This window comes from Flavobacterium sp. C4GT6, assembly GCF_036347315.1.
Taxonomy (GTDB): domain Bacteria; phylum Bacteroidota; class Bacteroidia; order Flavobacteriales; family Flavobacteriaceae; genus Flavobacterium.
This window is the reverse complement of record NZ_JAZGZU010000001.1, coordinates 234,343-261,071: the sequence shown is the minus strand read 5'-3', so window position 1 is coordinate 261,071 and position 26,729 is coordinate 234,343. Positions and strand designations below refer to the sequence as shown.

Below are 26,729 nucleotides of genomic sequence, written 5' to 3'. Positions count from 1 at the left end.
TACTGTTGCTGTTACGCCTAAATTAAATAAACACTATCCTCTCCCTCGTTCTGTTGCCAGGTTACTTTTACCTTTTCGTTATTGATTGCATCTACCTGACGTCCTCTGTAATCAGGCTGTATAGGTAAATGTCTGCTAAAACGACGGTCAATAAGTACCAGTAATTCTATCTCAGAAGGTCTTCCGAACGACTGTATTGCTGTTAATGCAGATCTTATACTTCGGCCTGTATACAATACATCGTCAATAAAAACTACCTTTTTATTTTCTACTAAAAAGTCAATTTGGGTTTTATTTGCCTCCAATGGCTTATCTGACCTACGGAAATCATCCCTGAAAAATGTAATATCCAAAAATCCAAGTGGTACATCTTTCACATTATAATCCTGTTCCAGCAACTGTTTTATACGTTCTGCCAGATAACGGCCTCTGGGCTGTAATCCAATAAGTATCGTATCAGAAAAATCAAGATGTTTTTCAATTAACTGGCAGGCCAAACGGTTAAGGATGATATTGACTTCTTTTGAAGTTAGCAATATTTTATGGCTCATAGTGCTGTGTTAAGTTTGGAGTGTAAAAGTAGTGAAAAAACAGAATTAGAAAAAATAACACCACATATTTAATTTTAGTATTTACCAGTGGCTTTTCAACATTAATTCAATTTTAACGAAATACGATTTTAAGTACTTTAACTTTATAGTAATAACCTAAAAGCAAAAAGCTATGAAAAAGAGTATTTTAAAACCTGCCCTATTATTACTTATGATGGTATCTCTAACTGGGTGTGAACTGGCCGGAGATATATTTGAGGTAGGTGTAAGTGTAGGCGTTTTTATTGTAATAGCAGTGCTGGTATTGATTGTTTGGCTTATTTTTAAAATGAAAAAATAGGCGGCGATACCAACAAGTAATAAAAAAGCCTCTGTGATACAGAGGCTTTTTTATATTAATCATTCATGGAGAGCAGAAACTCTTCGTTGTTTCTTGTTTTCTTGAAACGCTCATTTATAAAGTCCATTGCCTCTACAGGGTTCATGTCCGCCAAATACTTCCTCATAATCCACATGCGTTGTATGGTTTTCTCATCAAGAAGAAGATCATCCCTACGCGTACTTGACGAAGTAAGGTCGATAGCCGGGAATATACGTCTGTTAGCAATTTTACGGTCAAGCTGAAGCTCCATGTTTCCGGTACCTTTAAACTCTTCGAAGATAACCTCGTCCATTTTAGAACCGGTATCAGTAAGTGCAGTAGCAATAATACTTAAAGAGCCTCCGCCTTCAATATTACGGGCAGCACCAAAGAAACGTTTTGGTTTTTGAAGCGCATTGGCATCCACACCACCACTCAATACCTTACCGGATGCAGGCTGTACAGTGTTGTAAGCCCTTGCCAAACGGGTAATAGAATCAAGTAGTATCACTACATCATGACCACACTCTACCAAACGTTTTGCTTTTTCAAGCACAATGTTAGCTACTTTTACATGGCGTTCTGCAGGCTCATCAAAGGTAGAAGCGATAACCTCTCCCCTTACACTACGCTGCATATCGGTAACCTCTTCAGGTCGCTCATCAATAAGTAACACAATAAGATAAACTTCAGGGTGGTTAGCTGCAATAGAGTTAGCTATATCTTTTAGTAACATTGTTTTACCTGTTTTAGGCTGTGCAACGATCATACCACGTTGTCCTTTACCTATAGGAGAAAACAAGTCAATAATTCTTGTAGAAATGGTACTTTGCTTATTAGCAAGGTTAAATCTTTCTTCAGGGAAAAGCGGAGTTAAGTGTTCAAAAGAAACCCTGTCTCTTACAACCTGCGGATCGTGTCCGTTTATTTTTAAAACCCTTACAAGAGGGAAGTATTTCTCTCCTTCTTTTGGCGGACGAACCACACCTTTAACAGTATCTCCCGTTTTTAAACCGAATAAACGGATTTGCGAATTGGATAAATAAATATCATCAGGAGATGCTAAGTAGTTATAATCAGAAGAACGAAGGAAACCATAACCGTCCGGCATCATTTCAAGTACTCCTTCACTTTCAATAATTCCGTCAAACTCATAATCAGGTTCTCTAAAATTTTGTTTCTTTTTATAACTTGGATGATTCGGATTGTTAGCGTTAGCTCTTTCGATTTGAGCCAGCCTCTCTTCCTCTGATATTTGAGCTTTAGTAAGCTTATTATCGGCAGGTTTTTGATTTTTCTGTCTGTTATCCTGGGGAGGATTTCTTTTCTTATTATCGTCTTTAGCCTGAGGTGCGGGAGTTGCCTGTATGTCGCTTTTAGCTTCAGGAGCAGACTGTTCTTTTGCAGGACGTTGCTGGCTTTTAGGCTCAGGTTTCTTTTTAGCAAAATTCTTATCCTGTGCCTTTTGTTCCTGTTCTTCAGGTTTAGCTTCAGTGGCTTTTGTTTCTTTTACATCAGGCTTATTTTCAGCCTTTACCTGTGCTGCCGTTTCAGTTTTGGCTCTGGCTGCAGGTTTTTCTTTAGCTATCCTTGCCCTTTTAGGCTTTTCAGCTTTGTCTTGTGGTAGTGCTTCGTTAGCTGCGCCCGTTTCATCAAACAAAGGTTTGATTTTGGTTGGATTTGCAGCCTGGTGATCTAAAATCTGGTAAACAAGCTCGTCTTTTTTTAAGCCTCTGTATTTACTGATTTTAGCTTTTTTAGCAATTTCCTGAAGCTCGGTTAGCTTCATTTCTTTTAGTTCGGAAATATCAAACATGCATCAATGTTAATTAAATTATTGAGAGTGTATTCAATTTAATAAATAAAAAGTGAAGGGTGTAATTTTATTTGAAATCTAATGCTTCGGAGAATGAAGCACTTATGGTTATGTCTTGCAATAATACGAATTTATTTTTACTGTGCAATAGTATTTTTTAAAAAAGAAACCATATTTTTGTGCAGCAAACAAGAGATAATGTTACAACGAATACAAACCATATACTTATTAATAGCCCTTGTGTCTGCCGGCGTTATGCCATTTATTTTTCCTTTATGGACTACTGCTTCCGGTAACGGATTCATGTTTATGGAAAATTTAGGATATATTGTACTATTCGGGTTAAGCGCTACGTTATCTTTAGTAAGCATAGTATCATTTAAAAAGAGAAAAAGCCAGTTCGTAATGGGCAGGCTTAATATAATATTAAATTTAATTTTATTAGGATTATTCATTTTCAGGTCGCTAAACTTATCCGGAGAGACTGACAAAGATCTTGTCATTTCAGAGAAGGGTATTGGGATGCTTCTTCCTATTGTTTCTATCGTTTTTTTAAGCCTTGCCAATAAGGCTATCAAAAAGGACGAGGATCTCGTAAAATCAGTAGACCGATTGAGATAAACCTTTTAACTTAGTTTATTAGTGCGTTAAATCCCTGCTTTTTTAAAGCGGGGATTTTTTGTTTACCCCACTCCTAGCTTTTAATTCATGTGTTTTTGGCAATACTTAACTATAAGTTTACTGTCACGAACGGTAACACTCAATACAAACCGTTTGGGAAATCAATATTCAAAAAAGACATAAAAGAAAACCCCACTATATAGCGGGGTCTCTGTTTATATAATTGAAATTACTTTAATTATACATGTAATGCTCTGTTAGCAGTAGCAGCAAGAGCAGCCTCTTTAACAGCTTCAGCATACGTTGGGTGAGCGTGAGACATTCTTGAAATATCTTCTGCAGACGCCCTAAACTCCATTGCAGTTACAGCCTCAGCAATAAGATCAGCAACACGAGCACCAATCATGTGAACACCAAGAACCTCGTCAGTCTCAGCATCAGCAAGGATTTTTACAAACCCGTCAGTATCCATACTTGCACGCGAACGACCTAATGCTTTGAACGGGAAGCTACCTGATTTATATTTTACACCTTCTTCTTTTAATTGTTCTTCTGTTTTACCAACAGCTGCAACTTCAGGCCATGTATATACAACACCCGGAATTAGGTTATAATCAATATGAGGTTTTTGTCCGGCAAGAGTTTCAGCAACAAATACGCCTTCTTCCTCTGCTTTGTGCGCTAACATAGCACCACGAACAACATCACCAATAGCGTAAATGTTAGATACGTTAGTTTGTAAATGATCGTTTACTTCAATTTGTCCTCTTTCAGATACTTTGATACCTGCTTTATCAAGATTAAGGCCATCTGTAAACGGACGACGACCTACAGAAACCAATGAGTAATCACCATCAAGAGTGATAGTTTCTCCTTTAGCATTTTCTGCCTGTACCTGTACTCCTTCTCCGTTTCTTTCTACTGATTTTACTTTGTGAGAAGTATAGAATTTCATTCCCTGTTTTTTAAGCACTTTTGTAAGCTCTTTAGATAAGCCTGCATCCATACCCGGGATGATTCTGTCAAGATATTCAACTACAGATACCTGAGCACCTAAACGAAGGTACACCTGCCCCAACTCAAGACCGATAACACCACCACCAATAACGATAAGGTGCTTAGGAACCTCTTTAAGCTTAAGCGCTTCTGTAGAAGTGATTATTTTTTCTTTGTCTATTTTAATGAATGGTAATGAAGATGGTTTAGAACCTGTAGCCAAAATAGTGTTTTTAGCTTCGATAGTCTCTTCAGAACCGTCGTTTTTAGTTACTTTAATATGAGTAGCATCTTCAAAAGAACCAACACCTTCAAAAACAGTTATCTTGTTTTTATCCATAAGGTATTTAATTCCGCTTACGTTTTGGTCTACAACACCCTGCTTACGGGCAATCATTTGCTCAAAGTTTACTTTTATCTCCCCCGGAATATCAATACCGTGCTCTTTAAAGTGAGAAATAGCATCATGATAGTGATGAGATGAATCAAGAAGTGCTTTAGACGGAATACAACCTACGTTAAGGCAAGTACCTCCAAGCGTTGGATATTTTTCTATGATTGCTGTGTTAAAACCTAGTTGTGCACAACGGATAGCGGCAACATATCCGCCGGGTCCAGAGCCTATAACGACTACGTCAAATGAACTCATAATATAACTTTTTGTGTGTTTTAATTTTGTAAGGCAAATTTAGCGAAGTTTTTTCTTTTGGGTAGTACAAAAGTCAAAAACATGAGTTTAATTTTCTATCCTCAATGTTAATTTGTGATACCACCTGCTTTAAATCATAAAACTTGAAACAAAAAAGCTTAAAAAGGTGTTAAAAATACATTATAGCCACAAAACTAACATATTGTACTCCTCTTTCTAGTATGCAGATAAAGTAATTGTCAAACCATGATTAATGTCAGTTTTTTCCCCTGTAAGTCGACCTACTTTTGGTGTATAATTTAAAAACACAAAACCATGAAAAAAATACTATTTGCAGCAATGGCAGCTTCACTATTTTGTGCTACAACTGCAACTGCTCAGGAAAACAATAATGATTCTGCCAACTTTGACCGATGGATGGTTCGCGTACGCGGAGTAGGTGTATTACCTAATGAAAGTGCTGATATAGGTATTATTGGTGGGGATGCAGACATTAGCAGTACGTTTATCCCTGAACTGGACTTCACTTACTTTTTTACCAAAAACATAGCTGCCGAACTTATTTTAGGTACTTCAAAACATGATGTGAAAACTACGGGTTCTGATATTTCAGCTATTGGAGGACCAACCAGTACAGATGTTGACCTGGGAAGTGTAAGGTTACTACCTCCTACCCTTACCGTACAGTACCATTTTTACACTTTTGACGGAATGTTTAAACCTTATGTAGGTGCCGGTATAAACTATACTATTTTTTATGATGTAAAACCAGGTAATACTGTACATGATGTTGATTATGATAACAGCGTAGGTTTTGCTTTACAATTGGGCTTTGATATCAAGATAAGTGATAAATTTTACATAAATGCCGATGCCAAACAACTGTTTCTTAATACCGATGTAACAGTAGACGGTTCCAACCTTGCACCGGGACTTAGCATACCAGCCGATGTAGATATTAACCCACTTTTATTAGGTGTGGGTATAGGCTATACATTTTAATTCATAGTTTTTTTAGATGTAAAAAAAGGCTGTCACTTTAAACAAGAGACAGCCTTTTTGATTTTTATGATTTTCAGTTAAAATCCGTAGTAACTATTAAGGAATAAATACCTGTCCCTGTATTGCTCTGTTGCAGCAGACGTTTCTGCACCGATGGTAAGTACATTCATAGCTTCATTATCTTTACTAACAGGCCATTGTGGCAGGCTTTCTCCATTTGGATTACCTGTTTTTATAAAGTTAGCCAGATACTTTACTCCGGCTTGGGATACTTTACGATCCTCATCTGTCCAGTTATAAAGTTCATTATTATTTAGATTACCCAGCAGGTATTCAATATCAGAAGCATGAGACGCTCCCGGCAGTGCTGCAGGCATTTCGTTTTCCTTATTTTCTCCGTCTTCCTCAATTATTCCTCCGGCAAGACCTTCTTTTACATTACCCAGTTCTGACTTTAACGATGGGCGTTGCTGTGCAAACCTGTAAACATACGTTGGTTGTCCTGTTGTGTTTTTATGAAGCTCTGCCCACTTCCATGTACTGAAAACTATAAAGTTGTCACTTGCAAGTGAAGTAGCCGATTGTATTACTTCCTCTTGAGAAGTACCCGGATACAATTTTAAAACCTCGCCTGCCTTATCGCCAAACATCTGTTTTACCCTCGCGGCATAATTTTCCGGATTAGGATATTGCCCCTGCATAAAAGCCATGTAAGGTATTTCTGCCGATGTCCATCCTGCCAGCAAAGGTACTTTTACCTGGTCTCCTGCTGCAAAAGTAGCCGATGGCAACTTAGGTAAAAAATAACCGTCAACAGTGGCTTTAGCATTAAAGGCTCCCAATTTAGATGCCTCTTCCAATAATGAATCGGCTGGCATTTTTCTCAAATCTGCCAGTGTTTGTGCATTAATACGTTTTGCAAAATCGAGTCCGTTTTGTTCTGCCTCATTTAAAGTAACAGCATCAAAAGTAGGATTTATCATAGCACCACTTTGTCCAATAGCACCACTGATCAAATCTTTTGATAACGGAGAAGCCATTTGTGCCGATACCGATATAGATCCGGCCGACTCACCCGCTATAGTAATTTTATTAGGATCGCCACCAAAAGCAGCAATGTTGTTTTTAACCCAAGTCAATGCCGCATTCTGATCCAGTAAACCATAGTTACCTGATGCGTTATTAGGTGATTCTTTAGTAAGTTCAGGGTGTGAAAAGAACCCGAATATCCCTAACCTGTAGTTTAGCGTTACAGTAATGATACCTTCTTTAGCAAGTGCTTCTCCATCATATCTCCCTTCAGACCCGTCTCCGGCTACAAAGCCTCCGCCATAAAAATAAACCAATACCGGCAGCTTTTCCTTATTAGCATTTGCAGGAGCCCATACATTAAGGTAAAGACAATCTTCACTCATGCCCGACGATCTGAATTTCATATCGCCAAAAACATCCTTTTGCATGGCATTGTCCTTAAATGCATCAGCTTTTAAAACACCTTCCCACTTTTGAAGTGGTTGTGGTGCTTTCCATCGCAGTTCACCAACAGGTGGCTGTGCAAAAGGTATACCTTTAAAACTATGTATTCCGCTTGGCAGGGCAATACCTTCTAGGATTCCCTGTTCCACTTGTACCTGTAAATCGTTTAGCTTTTTTTCCTGAGTACAGGACGTAAAAATAACGCTGCCAAAAAGCAGCAAGAAGTATTTTTTCATATTAATAGATTCGGTTGAAGCGTAAAGATAGCTATAAAGTTATAACATTAGTATTTTTCACTTCACTAATCATAAAAGTACTATGCGTACTGCCTATGTGTTTTAAAGTAGTAAGCTTAGTTACCATAAACTCACGGTATTCCTCCATATCGGCAACAAAAATTTTAAGGATATAATCATAGTCACCGCTTACGTGATAACACTCAATCACCTCGTCCAGCCTTACCACTTCCTGCTCAAAATGAGTAAGATATTCTTTAGCATGCTGGGTAAGCTTCAAATGACAAAATACCACAAATGCCCTGTTCACCTTTTTTTGGTTAAGTACCGCCACATACCTATCAATCACCCCCTCACGTTCCAGCTTTTTTACACGCTCATAAACAGCTGTAACAGATAGGTTTAACTTTAAAGAAAGTTCTTTTGTGGTTCGGGTACTATCCTGCTGAAGCAGCATCAATATTTTCCTGTCGGTTGCATCAAAATTCATGTGAAAAATTTTCGGTTAAAAACTATAGTTAAAGCTATTTTATAAAATTTAAATCTACATAATAACGCTTAAATAGAAACAAAAACCAAATATATAGATTATCATTGATTTTTACGGTAGTTTTCATTCTCTTTGAAAACATAAACGATTAAAAACAACACATTTATGAAATTCAATCCGGCCGATAACATACAGGATTTACAGTACTTTGGTGAATTTGGAGGTGTAAACCCTTCTATTTCAGATTCATCTACTTATACATTCCTTTCTGCAAAAACAATGTTTGATACATTTGAAGGAAATGCCGATGGATGTTACCTGTACTCCCGTCACTCATCTCCAAGCAACCTATACTTAGGTCAGGCACTTGCTACTATGGAAGGTACAGAAACTGCTAATGTTGCGGCATCTGGTATGGGGGCTATTACACCTGTATTATTACAACTTTGCGGAGCCGGAGATCACATAGTATCAAGCCGTACTATATATGGCGGTACTTATGCTTTCATGAAAAACTTTTTACCTAAGCTTAATATCACTACTTCGTTTGTTGATATTACTAAGCTTGATGTGGTAGAGGCGGCTATTACTCCTAACACTAAAGTTCTTTACTGTGAAACAGTGAGTAACCCGTTACTTGAGGTTGCCGATATTGAAAGCCTCGCTAAAATTGCTAAAAAGCATAACCTTAAACTGGTTGTAGATAATACATTCTCTCCACTATCTGTATCGCCTGCTAAAATGGGTGCTGATGTGGTAATACACAGTCTTACCAAATTCATTAACGGAAGTAGTGACACTGTGGGTGGTGTAGTTTGCGGTACTCAGGAGTTTATCGATGCGCTTCGCAACGTTAACGATGGTGCCAGCATGCTTTTAGGCCCTACAATGGACAGCCTTAGGGCAGCCAGTATACTTAAAAATTTAAGGACTTTACACATACGAATGAAACAACACAGCCATAATGCTACATATTTAGCTGAGCGTTTCGAACAAGACGGATTAAAAGTAGTATACCCTGGGCTTGAAAGCCACCCTAGCCACAAGTTATACAAAGGAATGATTAACCCTGAGTATGGTTTTGGAGGTATGATGACTATTGATGTTGGTTCTCTTGATAAGGCTAACGAATTAATGGAGCTTATGCAACACAAAAACCTTGGTTACCTTGCTGTGAGTTTAGGTTTCTATAAAACTTTATTCAGTGCACCGGGTACTTCTACATCAAGTGAAATACCAATGGATGAGCAGGTTGAAATGGGATTAACAGATGGTCTTATCCGTTTCTCAATAGGACTTGATAACGATATTGAAAGAACATATAATATGATGAAGAGCTGCATGCAGGAGCTTGGAATATTATAAGTATGTATTCAAACATAAACAACTGAAAAATCCGTTTCTCCCGAAACGGATTTTTTTTTACTTTTACTTCAAAATCAAAAATCAAAATGAAACAACTTTACACCTTACTTTTTATTGTAATCTTTACAAGTATCAATGCACAAAATCTGGTTATTGAGGATTCTGCCTTTAAAAATGTTTTAGTAAATACTAATTGCGTAACACTTGCAGGTAATTACACACCAACTATATCAGTTGATACTAATAATGATGGAGAGATACAACAGGAGGAAGCAAATGCTGTATTAAAACTTACGATAGATAATATTGATGTAACATCAATAGAAGGAATAGAAAATTTTCATAACCTGGAATCCCTGAGATGTACAAATACACAGATAACAGATGCTGATCTTTCCGCTATACCTTCTTTAATATCTATTGATATTAGCTACAATACTTTACTTACCAATATTAATGTGAATGGTCTTTATAACTTAGATAGCTTTTATTGTATGGGGAATGACCTTATTACGGTTGATGCTAGTCAATGTTCTGCAGAAACATTTGATTTTTCTGAAAATCCTAATCTAACCAATATCAATTTAAGAAACGGAGTAATCAACGACTGTATTACATTATTAGCAGAAGGCGTAGATTATACCTGTGCAATGTTTTTAAATTTACCTTCGCTTGAATCCGTTTGTCTAGATGATGATGAGATTAGTAGCTATCATACTAGTTATCCTCAGGAAAATGTACAATTTAGAACAAACTGTACTATGAGAATAGATGAAGAAACAGCTAATCATTACATCCTATATCCTAACCCGGCCCACACTACCCTAACTATTCAAAACGAGACTGACAATATAAAGGAAATAAAAATATATAATCTTTTAGGACAAATTGTAAATCAACTTACAACAGGTAACAAAATAGAGACTGTAGATATTTCTTCTTTACAGCCTGGAACCTATTTTGCAGAAATTATCACCTCTCAGGGCAAATCAATTAATAAATTCATCAAAATATAGACTGCATATTGCTGTTAATTTATAAATCCGTCTCAGAAAGGCGGATTTTTTTGTAACTAATCAGTAATAAACAGTACTAATTAGCATTATTATATTTCTGAATAAGATTGAGTTTAATTAAATTCGCCATAAAATATAAAAACATGAAAAAACTTTTACTGCTGTTCCTTTTAACGGGAATGGTTGCAACAGCACAACAAAACCTTACCATAGAGCAGGCTACCTATGGGCAATATCAGGCCTACGCACCTAGAAGCCTAACTGCTCCACAATGGAGAACCGATACCAAAACCATTACTTATCTTGACAATACCTACTCTAAACTTATGTCAAGAAGTGAAGAGTCTAACTGGGAAGAAACTACTTTCCTGACAAAACAGGACTTAACAACAGCCCTTAAAGCTAAATTCCCTTCTGATTATTTCAGCTTCCAGATATTCCCTTACAGATATGAGTGGAAAGACAAAAACACTATTTCATTTGATGCTACAGGAACAAACGGTACTTATCTAGTACTTTTTGATGTAGAGAAAAAAGAAGTTAAACATGCCGTTTCTTTCTCTAAAGATGCTACACAGCAAACTATGGCTCCAAATGGAACCAAAGCTGCATGGTTAAACGAAAACAATATTGTTATTACTGATGAAAACGGAAACAATACTAACGTTACAAACGATACAGATAAAGGTATTGTAAACGGTAGTGACTACGTTCACCGTCAGGAATTTGGTATCAACAAAGGTATGTGGTGGTCAGCAGATAGCAACATGCTTTTATACTACCGTAAAGATGAAACTATGGTAGCAAATTATCCGCTTGTGAACTTTGGCGAGCGTATAGCAAAAGAAAACGATATAAGATACCCAATGGCAGGGATGAAAAGTGAAGAAGTAACCCTAGTGGTTTACAATGTTGCTTCTAAAACTAAAACCACGCTTAAAACCGAAGGTCCTAAAGAGCAGTTTTTAACCTGTGTAACCTGGAGTCCTGACAACAAATATGTATTTGTTGGTGTACTTAACCGTGAGCAAAATCATTTAAAACTTAACCGTTATGAAGCTGCTACCGGTAATCTTGTAAATACACTTTTTGAAGAGCAGGCTTCTACTTATGTAGAACCTTTACACAACCTTACATTCCTACCTAACAGTAATGATAAATTCCTTTACAGAACGGAGAAAGACGGTTATGAGCAACTTTATGTTTATAATACAGATGGTAAGCTAATTAAAAATCTTGGTTACAACGATGTTGTTGTAATGGAGCTTTTAAACTTTGATGCTAAAGGAAAAACTGTATTTTATGTTGGTACTGCTAACAATGGTTTAGACAGACAATTATATCAGGTAAATCTTAAATCCGGTAAAACTACACAGATCACTAACGGTTCGGGCACACACTCTGTAATGGTGAGCAGTGACGGATCTCTAGCGCTTGACAGCTTTAGCAATACCACTACTCCAAATGATGTGAGCATTATCGCTACAGCTTCTAAAAAAGCTACATCTCTGTTAAAATCAGATAACCCATATACAGGCGTAACCGAACTGCCTAAAATGGAACTGGTTACTATAACTGCTGCCGATGGTAAAACTCCTCTTAACGGAAGACTTATATACCCGGGTAACTTTGATTCTAACAAACAATACCCTGTAATGGTTTATGTTTATGGTGGTCCTCACGCACAGTTAGTTACTAACGACTGGTTAGGTGGTGCTTCATTATTTGACTACTACATGGCGCAACAGGGATATGTTGTATTTACACTGGATAACAGAGGTAGTGATGCACGTGGGCGTAATTTTGAACATGTAATTCACAGAAACCTTGGTCAGAATGAAATGGCAGACCAAATGAAAGGTGTTGAGTTCCTTAAATCTAAACCGTTTGTAAATCAGGATAAAATCGGGGTTTACGGATGGAGTTTTGGCGGATTCATGTCTACTTCCCTTATGCTTAATCACAGCGATACCTTTAAAGTAGGTGTTGCAGGTGGTCCTGTTTGCGACTGGCAGTATTATGAAGTAATGTATGGGGAGCGCTACATGGATATGCCACAGGAAAACCCTGAAGGTTATGAGAAAGCAAGTGTAGTAAATAAAGCTTCTAAACTAAACGGAAGACTACTTATGATACACGGTGCTCAGGATAATGTTGTTGTACAACAACACAGCATGCAGTTTATTAATGCCTGTATCACTGCAGGAAAACAGGTTGATTACTTCCTATACCCTACTCATGAACACAATGTTCGCGGTAAGGATAGGATACACCTGAATCACAAAATAGCCGACTATTTTAACACACATTTAAAATAAGATATTATACAAGGAGCCTTAGGGCTCCTTTCTTTTTATACTAAAACCAAAAATAATACGTTTTAATTGTATACATTTAAATAAAATGTATATTTGTATTATGTATAGTAAAGAACTCACCAAAGGAACACTACAACCTATCATCCTGAAACTGCTTCATGATAAGGGTAAAATGTATGGTTATGAAATTACACAGACGGTTAAGGATATAACCAGAGGAAAGATAGATATATCTGAAGGAGCGCTATACCCTATCCTGCATAAACTGGAAGCCGAAGGCATACTGGAGACAGAGAAAATGTATATTGGCAAAAGGGTACGCAAATACTATCAGGTAACCAGTAGTGGCATAAAAGCTGCACAGCAGGTTACAGATGAACTGAATAATTTTATAAGTACATTATCTACTATTTTTAAAGAAAAAGAAGTTGCTAAATGATACTAAGCGAACAACAAATAGAATATATCTCTGATAACCTAAAGTTTTACGGACTTACAACCGAAGAGCTTCACAGTGATGTACTGGATCATATATGTTCTCTTATTGAAAATAGTGAGCATAATGATTTTGATACCGCCTATAAAGAGGCGATTAAGAACTTTGGTGGTTATAATGAAATGAGGGCAATAGAGCGCGACACCTATTTACTTATCGTCTTTAGAAAAAATATGAAAAGACAGAAAATTGTTTATTTACTTGGACTGATAAGTTCTATGCTTATATGTTTTGGACAGTTTTTTAAAATAATGCATTGGCCGGGAGCAAGTATTATTGTTACACTTGGTTTTACGGTATTTACCATTTTCTTTCTCCCTATGTATTTTTATCATCAGTATAAACTGTCTTATGCCAAAAACATATAGACTATCCATAAGGCGAAAGCCTTTTTTTTTAAACCTTTATACATTTTATTAAAATGCATTTTTATAAATCAGTATTAACTAAAAACCATTAATCATGAAAAAATTAGTTTATGTATTTGGCTTTATCAGCCTGTTTTTAATCAGTAACGGAGTTTTGTTCAAAATTATGCACTGGCCTGGTGCCAGTATACAACTATGTACAGGTGTGGTAATACTAAACTTTGGTTACCTACCCTTTTATTTTTATAAAAAATATAAGGCACAGGTTTAACTTCAAACCTATATAATACCTACTTATAGGGATTGAACTGCCTTTGAGTATACTATAACTTTGAAAAAACTTTTAAGTAAGGTTTGAGTTAGTAGTAAAATCCGCTTACGTTTACCGTACAGCGGATTTTATATATTACATTGTTTTAAGAGCGTCGATAAGTAAATCAATATCCTCTTTAGTATTGTAGTGACTTAATGAAATGCGAAGTGAAGGCTTTTTGACATCTTCGTCACTGAGCATTTCCTTTAAAACATGCGAAGGTTTTACACTACCACTTTGGCATGCACTTCCTCTTGATACCGCTATTCCTTTAATGTCCAGATGAAAAAGAATCATTCCTGTTTTTTCATATGATAATGGCAACATCACATTTACCAAATTATAAAACAAATCGGCACCTTCGCCATTTACAGTATAACCGGGAAATTCAGAATCAAGTTTTTCAAGTAAATACTGCTTTAATGTTGCTATTTGCTCTCTTTCATCATTTAAGTGTTTACAGGATAATTCCAGAGCTTTAGCCATACCCACTATTTGATGGATAGCTTCGGTACCGGCTCTCATACCTTTTTCCTGTTCGCCACCATGTATCATAGAATGCAGCGGAGTATTTTTCCTCACAAAAACAAAGCCAACTCCTTTTGGTCCATGAAATTTATGAGCACTCGCAGCAATAAAATCTATAGGAGTGGTGTTTAAATCGAACTCTGTTTTACCTATGGATTGTACGGTATCTGAATGAAATAAGGCTGCATGCTCTTTACACATCTTCCCTACTTTATCAATATCAAGCACTACTCCAGTCTCATTATTAACGTGCATAAGGCTAACCAGTGTAGGAATTTTATCAGCTAAAAGCGATTCAAGCTGATTTAAATCAACCTCACCATTTTCGGAAACACTAAGATAGTCTATAGTAATATCAAATTCGGTTTCCAGTATTTTAACTGTATTCAATACAGCATGATGCTCTATTTTAGAAGTTATTATACGTTTAACTCCTAAATCCTTAACAGCACTGCGTATAACCCAGTTATCGGCCTCAGTACCACCTGATGTAAATATAATTTCTCTTGCTTCAGCCCCAATTAGGGACGCTATGGTTTTTCTTGCTGTTTCCAAAAGTACTTTAGCTCCCCTGCCATAACTGTGTGTAGAAGAAGGGTTTCCAAAGTTTTGTGACATTATAGCCATCATTTCCTCAATTACTTCAGGCCTTATAGCTGTGGTAGATGCGTTATCCAGGTATACTTTTTTCATACCTGCAAAATTACTTAAAAAGCATTTATAAGTACTATATATAATATACAGCTTCATAAAAACGTTTTATCAACTCGGTAAAAACCTTATTTTTGTTGAAAAATATAATTTATGAAAAAGCTATCTGCTCTGTTTGCTATTGTAATATTGGTATTTGCCTGTGATGATGGTGATATGACATTTAAAGATTTTAACTTTGACGATATAACTACAGCACAGTTATGTACTGCAAACGAATTTTTATACAAGGTAAACGGAACAGAAGTACTTATACTTGATGTAAACATTGAGGAATACTTTTCAAATATAGACGGAGCCATAGAAACCATTACTGTGAATAGCGCCAATAAAGTTATTTATAGAAATTACAGCGGTACAGTAACTTCCTCGACTATTTGTACATCATTACCTCCTGCAACACCTACGGTTGTTGAAGAGTGGAATGCATCACAGGGTGGTGAGCTTACTGTTACGACAACTAAACTTGTAAGTGATGATGGTGATGTATCGTATGAACACAGCATCTCTATTGTTAGACTTGAATTTGTTAAAGATGATGAGACTATAGTGATTGAAAACCAAAACTATGGTACATATACTACTTCACAAGGATTTGATTTTGATTTTGAAGATTTCTCAAACGGGACTATTAACCCTAGCAAATGTGATAGCGGAGATGAAAACGCTCCTAAAATAATATACGAAATCAACTCTGACGAAGTATTAAAAATAATTATTACTTCAGAAAACTTCAATACCTTATTTGTTAATGAAGTTACCGGCATTGATGCTCCAAGGATTCTTGAACTTGACGAAACAGATAACAGGGTAATTTTTGATGTATACTCCGGTACTGCTTCAGGTACATTAATTTGTAGTAATACACCTCCTATTACACCTGTTGTAGAACAGCGATGGCTTACTACCGGGGAAATTTGGGTGACAACTGAAGAAGTTGTTGTGGGAGAATTTCAGCATACTGTAATATTTCACGATGTTACCTTTTTTAATTCTACCAACAATGAAGAAACTTTTAAACCAACAGAAGACGAAAATGGAAATTATGTTTTTGGACAATTTGGTACAGAATAAAAAAAGCAGCCTAATGGCTGCTTTTTTTATTCTTATCTGTCAGGGTTTTGTTTTATATAAACCTCTGTAGCTCCAAGTCCGTATTTTCTGTAATTGGCATCCTGAAAGCTAATGTTATCATATCTACCCAACAGGAAGTCTAATTCTGCTTTAAGTATACCTTCTCCCACTCCGTGAATTAGTACAACTTTAGGCATCCTGTTTTTTATGGCAAAATCAATTTGGCGTTTAGCTGTTTCGGTTTGTAACGTAAGTATATCATAGTTAGACATACCCTTTTTGTTAGGTACGAGTTTCTCTATATGTAAATCAACCTCCAGTACAAACTCATCTTTTTTAGAGCGTTTTTCCTTTACAAAACTCCTTTTTTTAGGCTCTTCCTTATCTTTCAATACAGAAGATAAGCTTTGAGAAGAGAATAATGACTTCATATCACCGGTGTCGGCAATTTTAACCAATTCCTGCGCTTCAAAATCAAGCTCAAAACCTTCGGGAGTTTCAATAACAACTCTGTCTTTTTTAAACCCTTTTACTTTGCCTGAAAAAGAATCGTCTAAAACCGTTACCTCATCGCCTATATTAAATGTCTTCATCTCTGTTTTCTCTTTCATCTTTTTCTTCCTTGCTTGGCACTTTTGCCATAAGGCGCATTAAACCAAAAGCAAAAACTGCAAAAGCAAGAATCATTAATATTTTGTTAGGCTGATCTTTAGACTGCTCATAAAAAGCCCAAAAAGCGGCTACAAACATTAATATTATAAAAATTGTTCTCATAGTGTTTATTAAAGCTTCAAATTTACTATAAGTTTTTAAATAAAAAATCCCGCACAGAGCGGGATTTATATCTATATATTATTCTCTTATGAAGCTAATCCTCCAATAATTGCAATTAAAATTGCAAGAGCATAAAATGAAAGCATGATTATTGCTAATATACCTACAAACTTATAGTGAGACTTTAAGTTCTCTAAAGAAGAGGTTAACATAGCTGTATCATTATTCGCAAATGCTTTTTTTACTCTTGAACCAAACCTATAAAGGTATAGTACAGGGAAAAAATATAATAGCACCATTAATAAATAAATGACTCCTAAAAATGTAGACCCTATAGCACCAAATGCTCCTGCGCCTCCTCCCATAGATCCAAAAGCACTACCCATTGCCATTATTGAAAAAGCACCAATTACCATAAATCCAAGACCTATAAAACCTAAAATACCTAAAAAATTAGCCCATTTACCTGCTTCTCTCAGAAAGCTTTTAGACTCGTTAGTTAATTGTAATTCAAAAGAATCAAATGCGGAATTATTTTCCATAAAACAAAATTGTTAGTTAATAATTAATTGGTTATTTAATGTGTTTGTTATTTTTCAAATTCTTTAAGTGTCGATGTAATGATGTTTACACAATCTAACAATTGCTCCTCATTCATAACTAATGGTGGTGCAAACCGAATTATGTTACCATGGGTTGGCTTTGCTAATAACCCATGTTCTTTTAGCTTAACACAAATATCCCATGCTGTAGAGCTGTCTTCTGCATCATTGATTACTATAGCATTAAGTAATCCTTTACCTCTTACTAAAGTAACTATATTGCTTTCGCTAATATATTCATTTATTTTGTTTCGGAAAACAACTCCCAGCTTTTCTGCATTTTCAGCAAGTTTTTCCTCTTCAATTACTTCAAGGGCTGCTATTGCAACAGCTGCTGCAACGGGATTACCTCCAAAAGTAGAACCATGCTGTCCCGGCTTAATAACATCCATAATACTGTTATTAGCTAATACTGCCGATACAGGATAAGCCCCTCCTGAAAGTGCTTTTCCCAAAATAAGAATATCCGGAGTTACATTTTCATGGTTAACTGCAAGTAATTTACCTGTTCTTGCTATACCGGTTTGAACCTCATCTGCAATAAACAGTACATTATGTTTTTCACAAAGTGCTTTTGCTTTAGCTAAATACCCTTCTGAAGGTACATAAACGCCTGCTTCTCCCTGTATAGGCTCTACCAGGAATCCTGCAATATCACTATTATTTTTTAGAGTATCTTCCAGCGCCTGTAGGTTATCGTATTCTATTTTGATGAAACCTTCAGTATACGGACCAAAATTTTTCCTTGCATCCTCATCATTAGAGAACGAAATTATTGTTGTTGTCCTACCGTGGAAGTTATTTTTGCAAACTACTATTTTAGCCTGTTGCTCTGCAATTCCTTTTTTCTCATAAGCCCATTTACGGCAAAGTTTAATTGCTGTTTCCACAGCCTCAGCACCAGTATTCATTGGTAGTACTTTATCAAAACCAAAATATTTGGTTATAAACTCTTCGTACCTGCCCAGCCTATCGTTATAAAAAGCTCTTGATGTTAATGTTAGGGTTTGAGCCTGCTCCATCATTGCACCTACAATTTTAGGATGGCAATGTCCCTGGTTTACTGCCGAATAAGCCGACAGGAAATCGTAATACTTTTTCCCTTCAACATCCCACACATAAACACCTTCTCCTTTGCTTAAAACTACCGGAAGCGGGTGATAGTTATGTGCTCCGTATTTGTCTTCTAAAGCAATGGCATCTGCCGAACTCAATTTTTCTAAAACTGACATTGTAATCTAAATTTTTAATTTTCACTTTACAATTCCTGCTTAGTTAGGAGAGAAATCATCCTTTGCTGCAAATTAATAAAATTAAAACGATTTATTATTTATTTTGAGTAAAATGTAATTAAAAATCCCTCACGCAGTATTGCAGTGAGGGATTTGTAAATTTTAGTGTTTTTAAACTAGGAAGCCACTTCGTCGGCACTTGGGCCATAACTACCCGGTATAGGTATATTAAGTAACCTTAAATAAACACCTAGTTGCGCTCTGTGATGTACAACCTGAGAGTAAGCCATCCTTATCACACTATATTTAGTATAAGAATTAAGTATTTGCTCTCCGTTTCTAAGTGTCCACGGCTCATTAAAATCTTTCACATCGATTTTTTCAAGTCCGTCTTTTGCATTTTTAAGCGACTCTTCAAAATAATCCAGTAATTCACCTGTGTTTTTAACATCCTTAGGTTCATAAGGGTTATCAGCAAAGTCAAGCTCGTGAGTATCTACAGCCATAGCTACCCATCCCGGCAGTTCTGCCACGTGTGAAGCAAGCCTACCCAATGTCATGCTCTTAGGGTGTGGTTGCCAGTCAAATTTCTCTGGTGGTACCCTGCTAAGCATTTTACGGGTTGTTCTTGACTCTTCATTTAATTCCTGTTTTAATAATGCTATTAATTCCATAACTGTTGTGGTTTATTTGTTTGACACTACAAAGTAAACACGGGGTTGTGACAACAGTATGTCAGTAGGATTTTAAAGATTCATTTTTTCTAAAATTCGATCCAAAAGTTTCTTCATATCTGCTTTAAGCGATAACGGTTCAATTAGTTCTGCCTGATCACCAAACATAGTAAGCCATCTTACAAATCCCTGCTGTGGTGATTGGGTTAAAAAAGTCATTTCTATATTGTCATCGTTAACTTTTTCTGAAACAAAGCCATAATAATGCTTATGTTCCTGTATGTACAAAGCCATAGCTTTGTCTACCTTAATAATTACTTTTTGTAAAGTAAGACTTGATTTTGCTCTTTCTCGCATTTCATTAAATTCCTTAAGTGAAGTACGCTCCTGTTGCAGTTCATCTGTAAGCTCAATATAAACTACTCTGTCTAACCTAAACTGCCTGTAACTGTCCCTTAAATGGCAGTAACCTATAGTATACCAGTTTTCATATTCATGGAATACACCTATAGGTTCTATTTTTCTTTCTAAGCTTTGTTCATTTCCAAAAGCCTTATATTCCATTTTTATGACCTTCTTGTCTGATATGGCTTTAAGTAATGTATCAAGTATATTACCCGACGGAGCAGCATTGGTTTTTCTCTGGGTTACCATTATCTGGTTTTCCAGGTTTTCCACAAGGTCTTTCTCGGTTCCTCTTAAAACTGCCTTTACCTTATACATGGCCGAAGAAAAATGATTTTGCAGGGAATCATCGGTAAATTTTTCCATAAGCTTTTCAGCAGTTAAAAAGGCTATAGCCTCTTCCCTGCTAAACATTACGGGCGGAAGCCTGTATCCCTCTACCAGGGAGTATCCCACTCCGGCCTCACCATATAAAGGTACTCCGGCTTCCTCAAGTGTGCGGATGTCACGATAAACGGTACGAAGGCTTATATCAAACCTGTTGGCAAGATCTTGTGCTTTAACTACCCTTTTAGACTGTAGTTGTATTAATATTGCAGTAATACGGTCAAAACGATTCATTTGATTAAGATGATTGATTAGCCAAATATACTACAAATAAAAAAGCCCCAAAAAAGGGGCTTTACTAAGTAACCTTTGTAATTTAATTATTGCTGCACAAGCGTTGCATTCGAAGTTATTTTTGTATTTAGCAACCGTGATATAGGACAATTACTCTCTGCTTTTTTTACAAGTTCCTGAAACTGATCTGTACTTATTTCGGCCACTTTAGCCACAACCGACAAATGAGACTCAACTATACTTCCGTTTTGAAAATCAATATCACATTTGGTTTCAATAGAAGCTACTTCATACCCTGCCTCATTAATATAGGCTGTAAGCTGCATGGTAAAACAGCCTGAATGGGCTGCTGCCACGAGTTCTTCGGGGTTTGTTCCGTTACCGTCTTCAAAACGGGTTTTAAATGAATATTGTGTATTATTTAGAACAGTACTTTGTGTTGTTAGTTTTCCGGCTCCCTCTTTCAATGATCCTTCCCAATGGGCAGTTGCATGTCTTTTCATAAATTTTTTATTTATTTGGTTTCTTTATTCCATATAAAGTTACTAAACAGATAAACACCAAATAATCAACAATTTAAATTTAACATAACATTAAAACTGAAGCTCTATTTTTCAGATTTCTCTAACATTATAAGTAACTTAATGGTAGTGTTCCAGTTACGGGTGGTAGCCTTTAACTTGAGCTTCGATTCGATAAGATTATTACTCAATTTAGAATCAGATGCTTTTGTTGCAAGCTTAAAGTATAATATATCATCTTTAAGATCTATAAGATCATCATCTATTGGTGCATCATAAAGCTTTTGGATATTTTCTTTTTGTGGTATTTCCGACAGGAAAGTAACATACAGTTTTTTACTCCCCTCTTCCAGTTCATCTCTTGTGGCATAAGGATTATTTGCAGTAACTTTGCTCATATCTGCCATATCAAGTACAAACACTGTAATATCATGACCGTATTCTTTTTTGATAAGTGACTCAATAGCAACCGATACTTTTACCTTAGATGTTTCTTTAGCCTCAAAAACCACATTGCCACTTTGTATATAGGTTTGCACATTACCATAGCCAGCATGCTCCATTTGCTTCCGCAAACTTTCCATTTTAATGATGTTTTTACCGCTTACGTTTATCCCTCTAAAAAGTGCCAGATACAGTGCCATTATTTTTGTTTGATTAGTTTAATTACAAATTTATTTAAATTTTATAGCCAATAGTTTATTTTTGCCGCATGGGAAGAAAAAGATCAGACAAGATCGTATTTGACAATGTCAAGGTTCTTGATGCAGGCGCAAAAGGAGTATCGGTAGCTAAAGCTCCCGATGGTAAGGTTATATTTATACCAAATGTGGTACCAGGAGACGTAGTAGACGTGCAAACCTTTAAGAAAAGGAAAGCCTACTACGAAGGAAGGGCTATTAACATTCATGAATTTTCTGAACACAGAACAGAGCCTGTATGTAGTCATTTTGGTTCCTGCGGGGGCTGTAAGTGGCAAAACATGAAATACAGTCAGCAATTGTTCTATAAAAATCAGGAAGTATTCAATAACCTTAAGCGTATTGGTAAGATTGAACTACCTGAATTTGAACCAATACTTGGTTCTGAAAAACAATTCTTTTACCGTAACAAAATGGAATTCTCTTTCTCTAATTCCCGCTGGATGACAGAAGAGGAAATACAAAGCGGTGAAGAGATTGACAATGCTAATGCTCTTGGATTCCACATCCCTAAAATGTGGGATAAGATTCTTGATATTACCCACTGTAGCCTACAGGAAGATCCAAGTAACGCTATTAGGAATGAAATAAGAGACTTTGCCAATAAACACGGACTAACTTTCTTTAATCCCCGTAACCATGAAGGGCTACTACGCACGCTTATGATACGTACTGCCTCTACAGGTGAGATTATGGTGCTTATCCAGTTTTTTGAAGACGATAAGGAAAACAGAGAGCTTATTCTTGATTTCCTTGCCGATGGTTTCCCTCAAATAACTTCATTACAATATGTAGTTAACAGTAAAGCTAATGATACGCTTTACGACCAGAACATTATACTTTACAAAGGGCGTGATTATATCCTTGAAGAAATGGAAGGCTTGAAATTTAGCATCAATGCTAAGTCGTTTTACCAAACCAATTCTGACCAGGCTTATGAGCTTTATAAAATAACACGTGAATTTGCAGGACTTACCGGAAACGAATTGGTATACGATTTGTATACAGGTACAGGAACCATTGCACAGTTTGTTTCTAAAAAAGCAAAAAAAGTTATTGGTGTTGAGGCAGTGCCTGAAGCTATTGCCGATGCCAAGGAAAATGCTAAACGTAACGAAATAACCAACTGTGACTTTTTTGTGGGTGACATGAAAGTGGTATTTAATGAAGAGTTTATAAATACACATGGTACACCTGATGTAATTATAACCGATCCACCACGCGATGGTATGCACAAAGATGTTGTAGAGCAGATATTAAAAATTGCTCCTAAGAAAGTGGTTTATGTAAGCTGTAATTCGGCTACACAGGCGAGAGACCTTGCGTTAATGGACGAAAAATACAAAGTAACACGCGTTCGCCCTGTTGATATGTTCCCGCAAACACATCACGTGGAAAATGTTGTACTTTTGGAAAAACGATAATAATTTCTGTAATTTATCACTATGAAAAGAATAATAACAGTCTTTCTTCTGGCACTCCTCACAGCTGTTGGCTTTTGGAGTTGTGAAAAAGATGATATATGTGCCGAAGGTACAGCAACAACACCTAGCCTTATTATTGAATTTTATAACCGTGATAACCATACAGATCCAAAAAACGTAACCTATTTTAGTTACTTTTCGGCAGATTTAGACACCATAGGTACAATTAATGGTACTAATCATATTGAAGTACCTCTACGTACCGATTCTACTGCTACAACGTGGAACTTTAGATTAGGTTCATCTCAGCTTGGGGAAATAACTTATAATACTGATGTAATTACTTTTAACTACGAGACTACAGAATTATATATTTCACGTGCCTGTGGTTTTAAAAGTAATTTTACGCTAAACCTACAAAACGGAACAGCGCCTGATCCTCTTGTAATTGAAGATTCTGAAGATGAAGAAGGTCTTTGGATACAGGAATATACTATTGAAGAGTCAAACATTGAAAACGAAGATGAAGTACACGTTAAAATTTATTTTTAGTATCGTTTTAATGTTGGCCATTAAGCCGGCATTTTCGCAGGAAGAAAAAACAGATACCATACAAAAGCCTAGAACGGATAAGTATGGTATACGTGTTGGTGCCGATTTATACAGGTTTGCCCGTTCTTTTTATGATGACGACTTTCAGGGATTTGAAATTGTTGCCGATTACAGACTGACAAAAAAGATATATGCTGCCGGAGAAATAGGGAATACCAAAATTACGGTAGATGACGACCAATTAAACTTTACAACAAACGGTAGTTATATAAAACTTGGTTTTGATTATAATGCCTACGAGAACTGGCTGGACATGCAAAACATGATATATATTGGTTTCCGTTATGGTTTCAGCAGTTACAGCCAAACACTTAACAGTTATAAGATATACGATGATTCGGGGTATTTTGAACAAACTGTGGTTTACCCTAATCAGGAATATAGCGGTTTAAGTGCCCACTGGCTGGAGTTTGTAGGAGGTATTAAAGCCGAGTTATTTAATAATCTGTATTTAGGTTTCAGTGTGAGATTAAAAGCACTTATTACTGATAAAAAACCGGATAATTTTGATAACCTTTACATTCCGGGATTTAACCGTACTTATGACGGAAGTTTTGGTGCAGGGTTTAACTACACCCTTTCATACACCATTCCGTTATACAAAAGAGTCAAATAATATTTATTATACAACATTAGGAAAAGCGTGAGTTTCTACTTACGCTTTTTTTTGTTAGTCTCTTAATTTTTTTATAAAAAAATTAATACTAAAATGAGCAATTAGCGTTACATTGCATAATCAATTTAATGAAGGGAAAATCACTTTGATATGAATGAAATAAAGATATTATGGGTTGATGATGAAATCGACCTGTTAAAACCACACATACTGTTTTTAGAAAAGAAAAACTATAAAGTTACTACAGCAAATAACGGGCAGGATGCCTTAGACCTTTTTGATGAAGAAAGTTTTGATATTGTTTTCCTTGATGAAAACATGCCCGGACTTAGCGGACTGGAAACACTTGCTGAGATTAAGGAAAAAAAATCATCTGTTCCGGTAATTATGATTACCAAGAGTGAAGAGGAATACATTATGGAAGAGGCTATTGGGTCTAAAATTGCCGATTACCTTATAAAACCCGTAAATCCTAACCAGATTTTACTTAGCCTGAAAAAGAACCTGGACAACTCTAGGCTGGTTTCTGAAAAAACTACGCTTGACTATCAAAAGGAATTCAGGAAAATTGCCATGGACATGTCAATGGTAAACAGTTATGAGGACTGGATTGACCTGTACAAGAAACTTGTTTTCTGGGAAATTGAGCTTGAAAACATTGAAGACCACAGTATGATTGAAATACTGGAATCACAAAAGCTTGAAGCCAACTCTCAGTTTGGTAAATTTATAGAGAAAAACTACGAAGATTGGTTTGATCCTAAAGAAGATGATAAACCTGTGCTGTCTCATACCCTGTTTAAAGAACTTGTTGCTCCGGAAATCAAAAAGAAACAACCTATACTGTTTGTGGTTATAGACAACCTTAGATACGACCAGTGGAAAGCTTTTGAAAGTGTTGTAAACAATCATTACAAGCTGGAAAAAGAAAACACTTACTTCTCTATCCTCCCTACTGCTACCCAATATGCGCGTAACGCCATCTTCTCGGGTCTTATGCCTTTAGAGATGGAAAAGAAATATCCGCAGTACTGGAAAAATGATGTAGATGAGGGCGGAAAGAATCTTTTTGAGGCTGAATTTCTTACTGAGCAAATAAAACGCTTAGGCCTTAATATAAAACAGGAGTACTATAAAATTACCAACTTTAAGGATGGTAAAAAACTTGTAGATAACTTTAAGGGACTTAAAAACAACGATCTTACTACTATAGTTTACAACTTTGTTGATATGCTTTCGCACGCCAAAACTGAAATGGATGTGGTAAAAGAACTTGCCAGTAATGACAAGGCTTACAGGTCGCTAACCCTGAGCTGGTTTAAAAACTCGCCTCTACTGGAAATGATACAGCAGGCGCAGCAAATGGGCTTTAAGCTTATACTTACTACAGATCACGGTACCATAAACGTTAAAAACCCATCTAAGGTTATTGGTGACAGAAACACAAGCCTTAACCTTCGTTACAAAACAGGACGAAGCCTTACTTATGAGGAAAAAGACGTGTACCATGTAAAAGATCCAAAAAGTATACACCTACCGGCTGTAAATATGAGCAGTTCGTTTATTTTTGCTAAAAACGATCTTTTCCTTGCTTATGTAAATAACTTTAACCATTATGTAAGCTATTACAGAAATACCTATCAGCATGGTGGTATTTCACTGGAAGAAATGATTATACCGTTTTTAGTGTTCAACCCAAAATAGGTGAAGTGCTTATGGAAATTACATTTTCCTTAGATGAAATAGACAGTGTTGCACAGCAAATACTGTCTGCAAACATAAAAAATATAGTTTTGTTCCATGCCGGTATGGGCGTGGGCAAAACTACCCTTATAAAAGCTTTGGCTAAACAGCTTGGAGTTCAGGATATGACCTCCAGCCCTACCTTTTCGCTCGTAAATGAATATGAAACCGAAAATGGTGACATCCTTTACCATTTTGACCTGTATCGTTTAAATACCGAGGAGGAAGCTTATGATATGGGTATAGACGAATACTTCTATTCGGGTAACCTGTGCCTAATAGAATGGCCCGAAAAAACACCTAATCTTATCCCTTTAGATCACACGGCAATTACCATTAAACAACTGCCCGACGGTAAAAGGCATGTAGTTGTAAAATAGTTATTTAACTTAACATTATTTTTGTAAATTGTATCAA

Annotated in this window: 29 protein-coding genes; 15 read left to right on the top strand and 14 right to left on the bottom strand. The window is 36.2% G+C overall.

The genetic code is table 11. The annotated features are described in order from the left end of the window. Positions 1 to 17: 17 nt before the first annotated feature. Positions 18 to 551, bottom strand: coding sequence for a bifunctional pyr operon transcriptional regulator/uracil phosphoribosyltransferase PyrR (gene pyrR / locus V3Z67_RS01155; RefSeq protein WP_035130865.1), 534 nt, complete (start codon positions 549 to 551; stop codon positions 18 to 20). A 172-nt stretch (positions 552 to 723) separates the two neighbouring features. Between pyrR and V3Z67_RS01150 the strand changes: the two genes are divergently transcribed. Further along, entirely contained in the window at positions 724 to 891 is a 168-nt protein-coding gene (locus tag V3Z67_RS01150; protein ID WP_330441595.1) for a hypothetical protein, read from the top strand. A 55-nt stretch (positions 892 to 946) separates the two neighbouring features. Here V3Z67_RS01150 and rho read toward each other — a convergent pair whose 3' ends face one another. Further along, positions 947 to 2,728 (bottom strand): transcription termination factor Rho, encoded by a 1,782-nt coding sequence (rho, locus tag V3Z67_RS01145; RefSeq protein WP_330441594.1) that lies wholly within the window; start codon positions 2,726 to 2,728, stop codon positions 947 to 949. A gap of 198 nt (positions 2,729 to 2,926) precedes the next feature. Here rho and V3Z67_RS01140 point away from each other — a divergent pair, with 198 nt between their 5' ends. Beyond that, entirely contained in the window at positions 2,927 to 3,349 is a 423-nt protein-coding gene (locus V3Z67_RS01140; protein ID WP_330441593.1) for a DUF4293 domain-containing protein, read from the top strand. A 238-nt stretch (positions 3,350 to 3,587) separates the two neighbouring features. Here V3Z67_RS01140 and lpdA read toward each other — a convergent pair whose 3' ends face one another. Then, positions 3,588 to 4,994: a dihydrolipoyl dehydrogenase gene (lpdA, locus tag V3Z67_RS01135; protein ID WP_330441592.1), complete on the bottom strand. Its 1,407-nt coding sequence runs from the start codon at positions 4,992 to 4,994 to the stop codon at positions 3,588 to 3,590. 315 nt (positions 4,995 to 5,309) lie between these two features. Between lpdA and V3Z67_RS01130 the strand changes: the two genes are divergently transcribed. After that, positions 5,310 to 5,996: an OmpW/AlkL family protein gene (locus V3Z67_RS01130; protein WP_330441591.1), complete on the top strand. Its 687-nt coding sequence runs from the start codon at positions 5,310 to 5,312 to the stop codon at positions 5,994 to 5,996. Positions 5,997 to 6,073: 77 nt separating this feature from the next. Here the strand turns inward: V3Z67_RS01130 and V3Z67_RS01125 are convergent, their stop codons facing one another. Both V3Z67_RS01125 and V3Z67_RS01120 read right to left on the bottom strand, forming a co-directional pair. After that, positions 6,074 to 7,708 carry a carboxylesterase/lipase family protein gene (locus tag V3Z67_RS01125; protein ID WP_330441590.1) on the bottom strand — a complete coding sequence of 545 codons (1,635 nt, stop codon included), beginning with the start codon at positions 7,706 to 7,708 and terminating at the stop codon, positions 6,074 to 6,076. Between the two features lie 31 nt (positions 7,709 to 7,739). Then, a complete protein-coding gene (locus tag V3Z67_RS01120) occupies positions 7,740 to 8,198 on the bottom strand; it encodes an Lrp/AsnC family transcriptional regulator (protein WP_330441589.1) in 459 nt (152 codons plus the stop codon). A 165-nt stretch (positions 8,199 to 8,363) separates the two neighbouring features. On the opposite strand from V3Z67_RS01120, the gene V3Z67_RS01115 reads away from it, so the two are divergent. The 6 genes from V3Z67_RS01115 (at position 8,364) to V3Z67_RS01090 (ending at position 14,032) form a co-directional block, all read left to right on the top strand. After that, positions 8,364 to 9,563, top strand: a complete 1,200-nt coding sequence (locus V3Z67_RS01115) for an aminotransferase class I/II-fold pyridoxal phosphate-dependent enzyme (protein ID WP_330441588.1) — start codon at positions 8,364 to 8,366, stop codon at positions 9,561 to 9,563. An 86-nt stretch (positions 9,564 to 9,649) separates the two neighbouring features. Beyond that, positions 9,650 to 10,579: a T9SS type A sorting domain-containing protein gene (locus V3Z67_RS01110; protein WP_330441587.1), complete on the top strand. Its 930-nt coding sequence runs from the start codon at positions 9,650 to 9,652 to the stop codon at positions 10,577 to 10,579. A 143-nt stretch (positions 10,580 to 10,722) separates the two neighbouring features. Further along, positions 10,723 to 12,897 carry a S9 family peptidase gene (locus tag V3Z67_RS01105; protein WP_330441586.1) on the top strand — a complete coding sequence of 725 codons (2,175 nt, stop codon included), beginning with the start codon at positions 10,723 to 10,725 and terminating at the stop codon, positions 12,895 to 12,897. Positions 12,898 to 12,997: 100 nt separating this feature from the next. Continuing rightward, positions 12,998 to 13,336 (top strand): PadR family transcriptional regulator, encoded by a 339-nt coding sequence (locus V3Z67_RS01100; RefSeq protein ID WP_330441585.1) that lies wholly within the window; start codon positions 12,998 to 13,000, stop codon positions 13,334 to 13,336. After that, entirely contained in the window at positions 13,333 to 13,761 is a 429-nt protein-coding gene (locus V3Z67_RS01095; protein ID WP_330441584.1) for a GldL-related protein, read from the top strand. Before V3Z67_RS01100 ends, V3Z67_RS01095 begins: the two co-directional genes overlap by 4 nt. A 94-nt stretch (positions 13,762 to 13,855) precedes the next feature. Continuing rightward, positions 13,856 to 14,032: a hypothetical protein gene (locus V3Z67_RS01090; RefSeq protein ID WP_330441583.1), complete on the top strand. Its 177-nt coding sequence runs from the start codon at positions 13,856 to 13,858 to the stop codon at positions 14,030 to 14,032. A gap of 135 nt (positions 14,033 to 14,167) precedes the next feature. Here the strand turns inward: V3Z67_RS01090 and V3Z67_RS01085 are convergent, their stop codons facing one another. After that, positions 14,168 to 15,295 (bottom strand): cysteine desulfurase family protein, encoded by a 1,128-nt coding sequence (locus tag V3Z67_RS01085; RefSeq protein WP_330441582.1) that lies wholly within the window; start codon positions 15,293 to 15,295, stop codon positions 14,168 to 14,170. 111 nt (positions 15,296 to 15,406) lie between these two features. Between V3Z67_RS01085 and V3Z67_RS01080 the strand changes: the two genes are divergently transcribed. After that, on the top strand, positions 15,407 to 16,387 hold the full coding sequence (locus V3Z67_RS01080; protein WP_330441581.1) for a hypothetical protein: 981 nt from the start codon (positions 15,407 to 15,409) through the stop codon (positions 16,385 to 16,387). 32 nt (positions 16,388 to 16,419) lie between these two features. On the opposite strand, the gene V3Z67_RS01075 is transcribed toward V3Z67_RS01080, so the two are convergent. The 8 genes from V3Z67_RS01075 to V3Z67_RS01040 all read right to left on the bottom strand — a co-directional run bounded on the left by V3Z67_RS01075 (position 16,420) and on the right by V3Z67_RS01040 (position 21,860). After that, positions 16,420 to 16,998 (bottom strand): Smr/MutS family protein, encoded by a 579-nt coding sequence (locus tag V3Z67_RS01075; RefSeq protein ID WP_330441580.1) that lies wholly within the window; start codon positions 16,996 to 16,998, stop codon positions 16,420 to 16,422. After that, entirely contained in the window at positions 16,967 to 17,161 is a 195-nt protein-coding gene (locus V3Z67_RS01070) for a hypothetical protein (protein ID WP_330441579.1), read from the bottom strand. The genes V3Z67_RS01075 and V3Z67_RS01070 overlap by 32 nt, the downstream gene beginning before the upstream one ends. 86 nt (positions 17,162 to 17,247) lie before the next feature. After that, positions 17,248 to 17,703, bottom strand: a complete 456-nt coding sequence (locus tag V3Z67_RS01065) for a DUF5362 family protein (protein WP_330441578.1) — start codon at positions 17,701 to 17,703, stop codon at positions 17,248 to 17,250. Positions 17,704 to 17,750: 47 nt separating this feature from the next. Beyond that, positions 17,751 to 18,995, bottom strand: coding sequence for an ornithine--oxo-acid transaminase (gene rocD / locus V3Z67_RS01060; RefSeq protein WP_330441577.1), 1,245 nt, complete (start codon positions 18,993 to 18,995; stop codon positions 17,751 to 17,753). Positions 18,996 to 19,171: 176 nt separating this feature from the next. Beyond that, positions 19,172 to 19,669 (bottom strand): DinB family protein, encoded by a 498-nt coding sequence (locus V3Z67_RS01055; RefSeq protein WP_330441576.1) that lies wholly within the window; start codon positions 19,667 to 19,669, stop codon positions 19,172 to 19,174. Between the two features lie 72 nt (positions 19,670 to 19,741). Beyond that, a complete protein-coding gene (locus V3Z67_RS01050; protein WP_330441575.1) occupies positions 19,742 to 20,695 on the bottom strand; it encodes a helix-turn-helix transcriptional regulator in 954 nt (317 codons plus the stop codon). Positions 20,696 to 20,781: 86 nt separating this feature from the next. Next, positions 20,782 to 21,198 carry an OsmC family protein gene (locus V3Z67_RS01045; protein ID WP_330441574.1) on the bottom strand — a complete coding sequence of 139 codons (417 nt, stop codon included), beginning with the start codon at positions 21,196 to 21,198 and terminating at the stop codon, positions 20,782 to 20,784. A 104-nt stretch (positions 21,199 to 21,302) separates the two neighbouring features. After that, positions 21,303 to 21,860, bottom strand: coding sequence for a DUF1697 domain-containing protein (locus V3Z67_RS01040; protein ID WP_330441573.1), 558 nt, complete (start codon positions 21,858 to 21,860; stop codon positions 21,303 to 21,305). A gap of 68 nt (positions 21,861 to 21,928) precedes the next feature. Here V3Z67_RS01040 and rlmD point away from each other — a divergent pair, with 68 nt between their 5' ends. The 5 genes from rlmD (at position 21,929) to tsaE (ending at position 26,692) form a co-directional block, all read left to right on the top strand. Continuing rightward, entirely contained in the window at positions 21,929 to 23,341 is a 1,413-nt protein-coding gene (rlmD, locus tag V3Z67_RS01035) for a 23S rRNA (uracil(1939)-C(5))-methyltransferase RlmD (protein ID WP_330441572.1), read from the top strand. Positions 23,342 to 23,362: 21 nt separating this feature from the next. Continuing rightward, positions 23,363 to 23,893, top strand: a complete 531-nt coding sequence (locus V3Z67_RS01030) for a DUF6452 family protein (protein WP_330441571.1) — start codon at positions 23,363 to 23,365, stop codon at positions 23,891 to 23,893. Continuing rightward, positions 23,865 to 24,569, top strand: a complete 705-nt coding sequence (locus V3Z67_RS01025) for a DUF6048 family protein (RefSeq protein WP_330441570.1) — start codon at positions 23,865 to 23,867, stop codon at positions 24,567 to 24,569. Before V3Z67_RS01030 ends, V3Z67_RS01025 begins: the two co-directional genes overlap by 29 nt. Before the next feature lie 150 nt (positions 24,570 to 24,719). Continuing rightward, positions 24,720 to 26,273 (top strand): T9SS response regulator signal transducer PorX, encoded by a 1,554-nt coding sequence (locus V3Z67_RS01020; protein ID WP_330441569.1) that lies wholly within the window; start codon positions 24,720 to 24,722, stop codon positions 26,271 to 26,273. An 11-nt stretch (positions 26,274 to 26,284) separates the two neighbouring features. Then, positions 26,285 to 26,692 (top strand): tRNA (adenosine(37)-N6)-threonylcarbamoyltransferase complex ATPase subunit type 1 TsaE, encoded by a 408-nt coding sequence (gene tsaE / locus V3Z67_RS01015; protein WP_035130818.1) that lies wholly within the window; start codon positions 26,285 to 26,287, stop codon positions 26,690 to 26,692. The last annotated feature ends 37 nt before the right edge of the window (positions 26,693 to 26,729 follow it).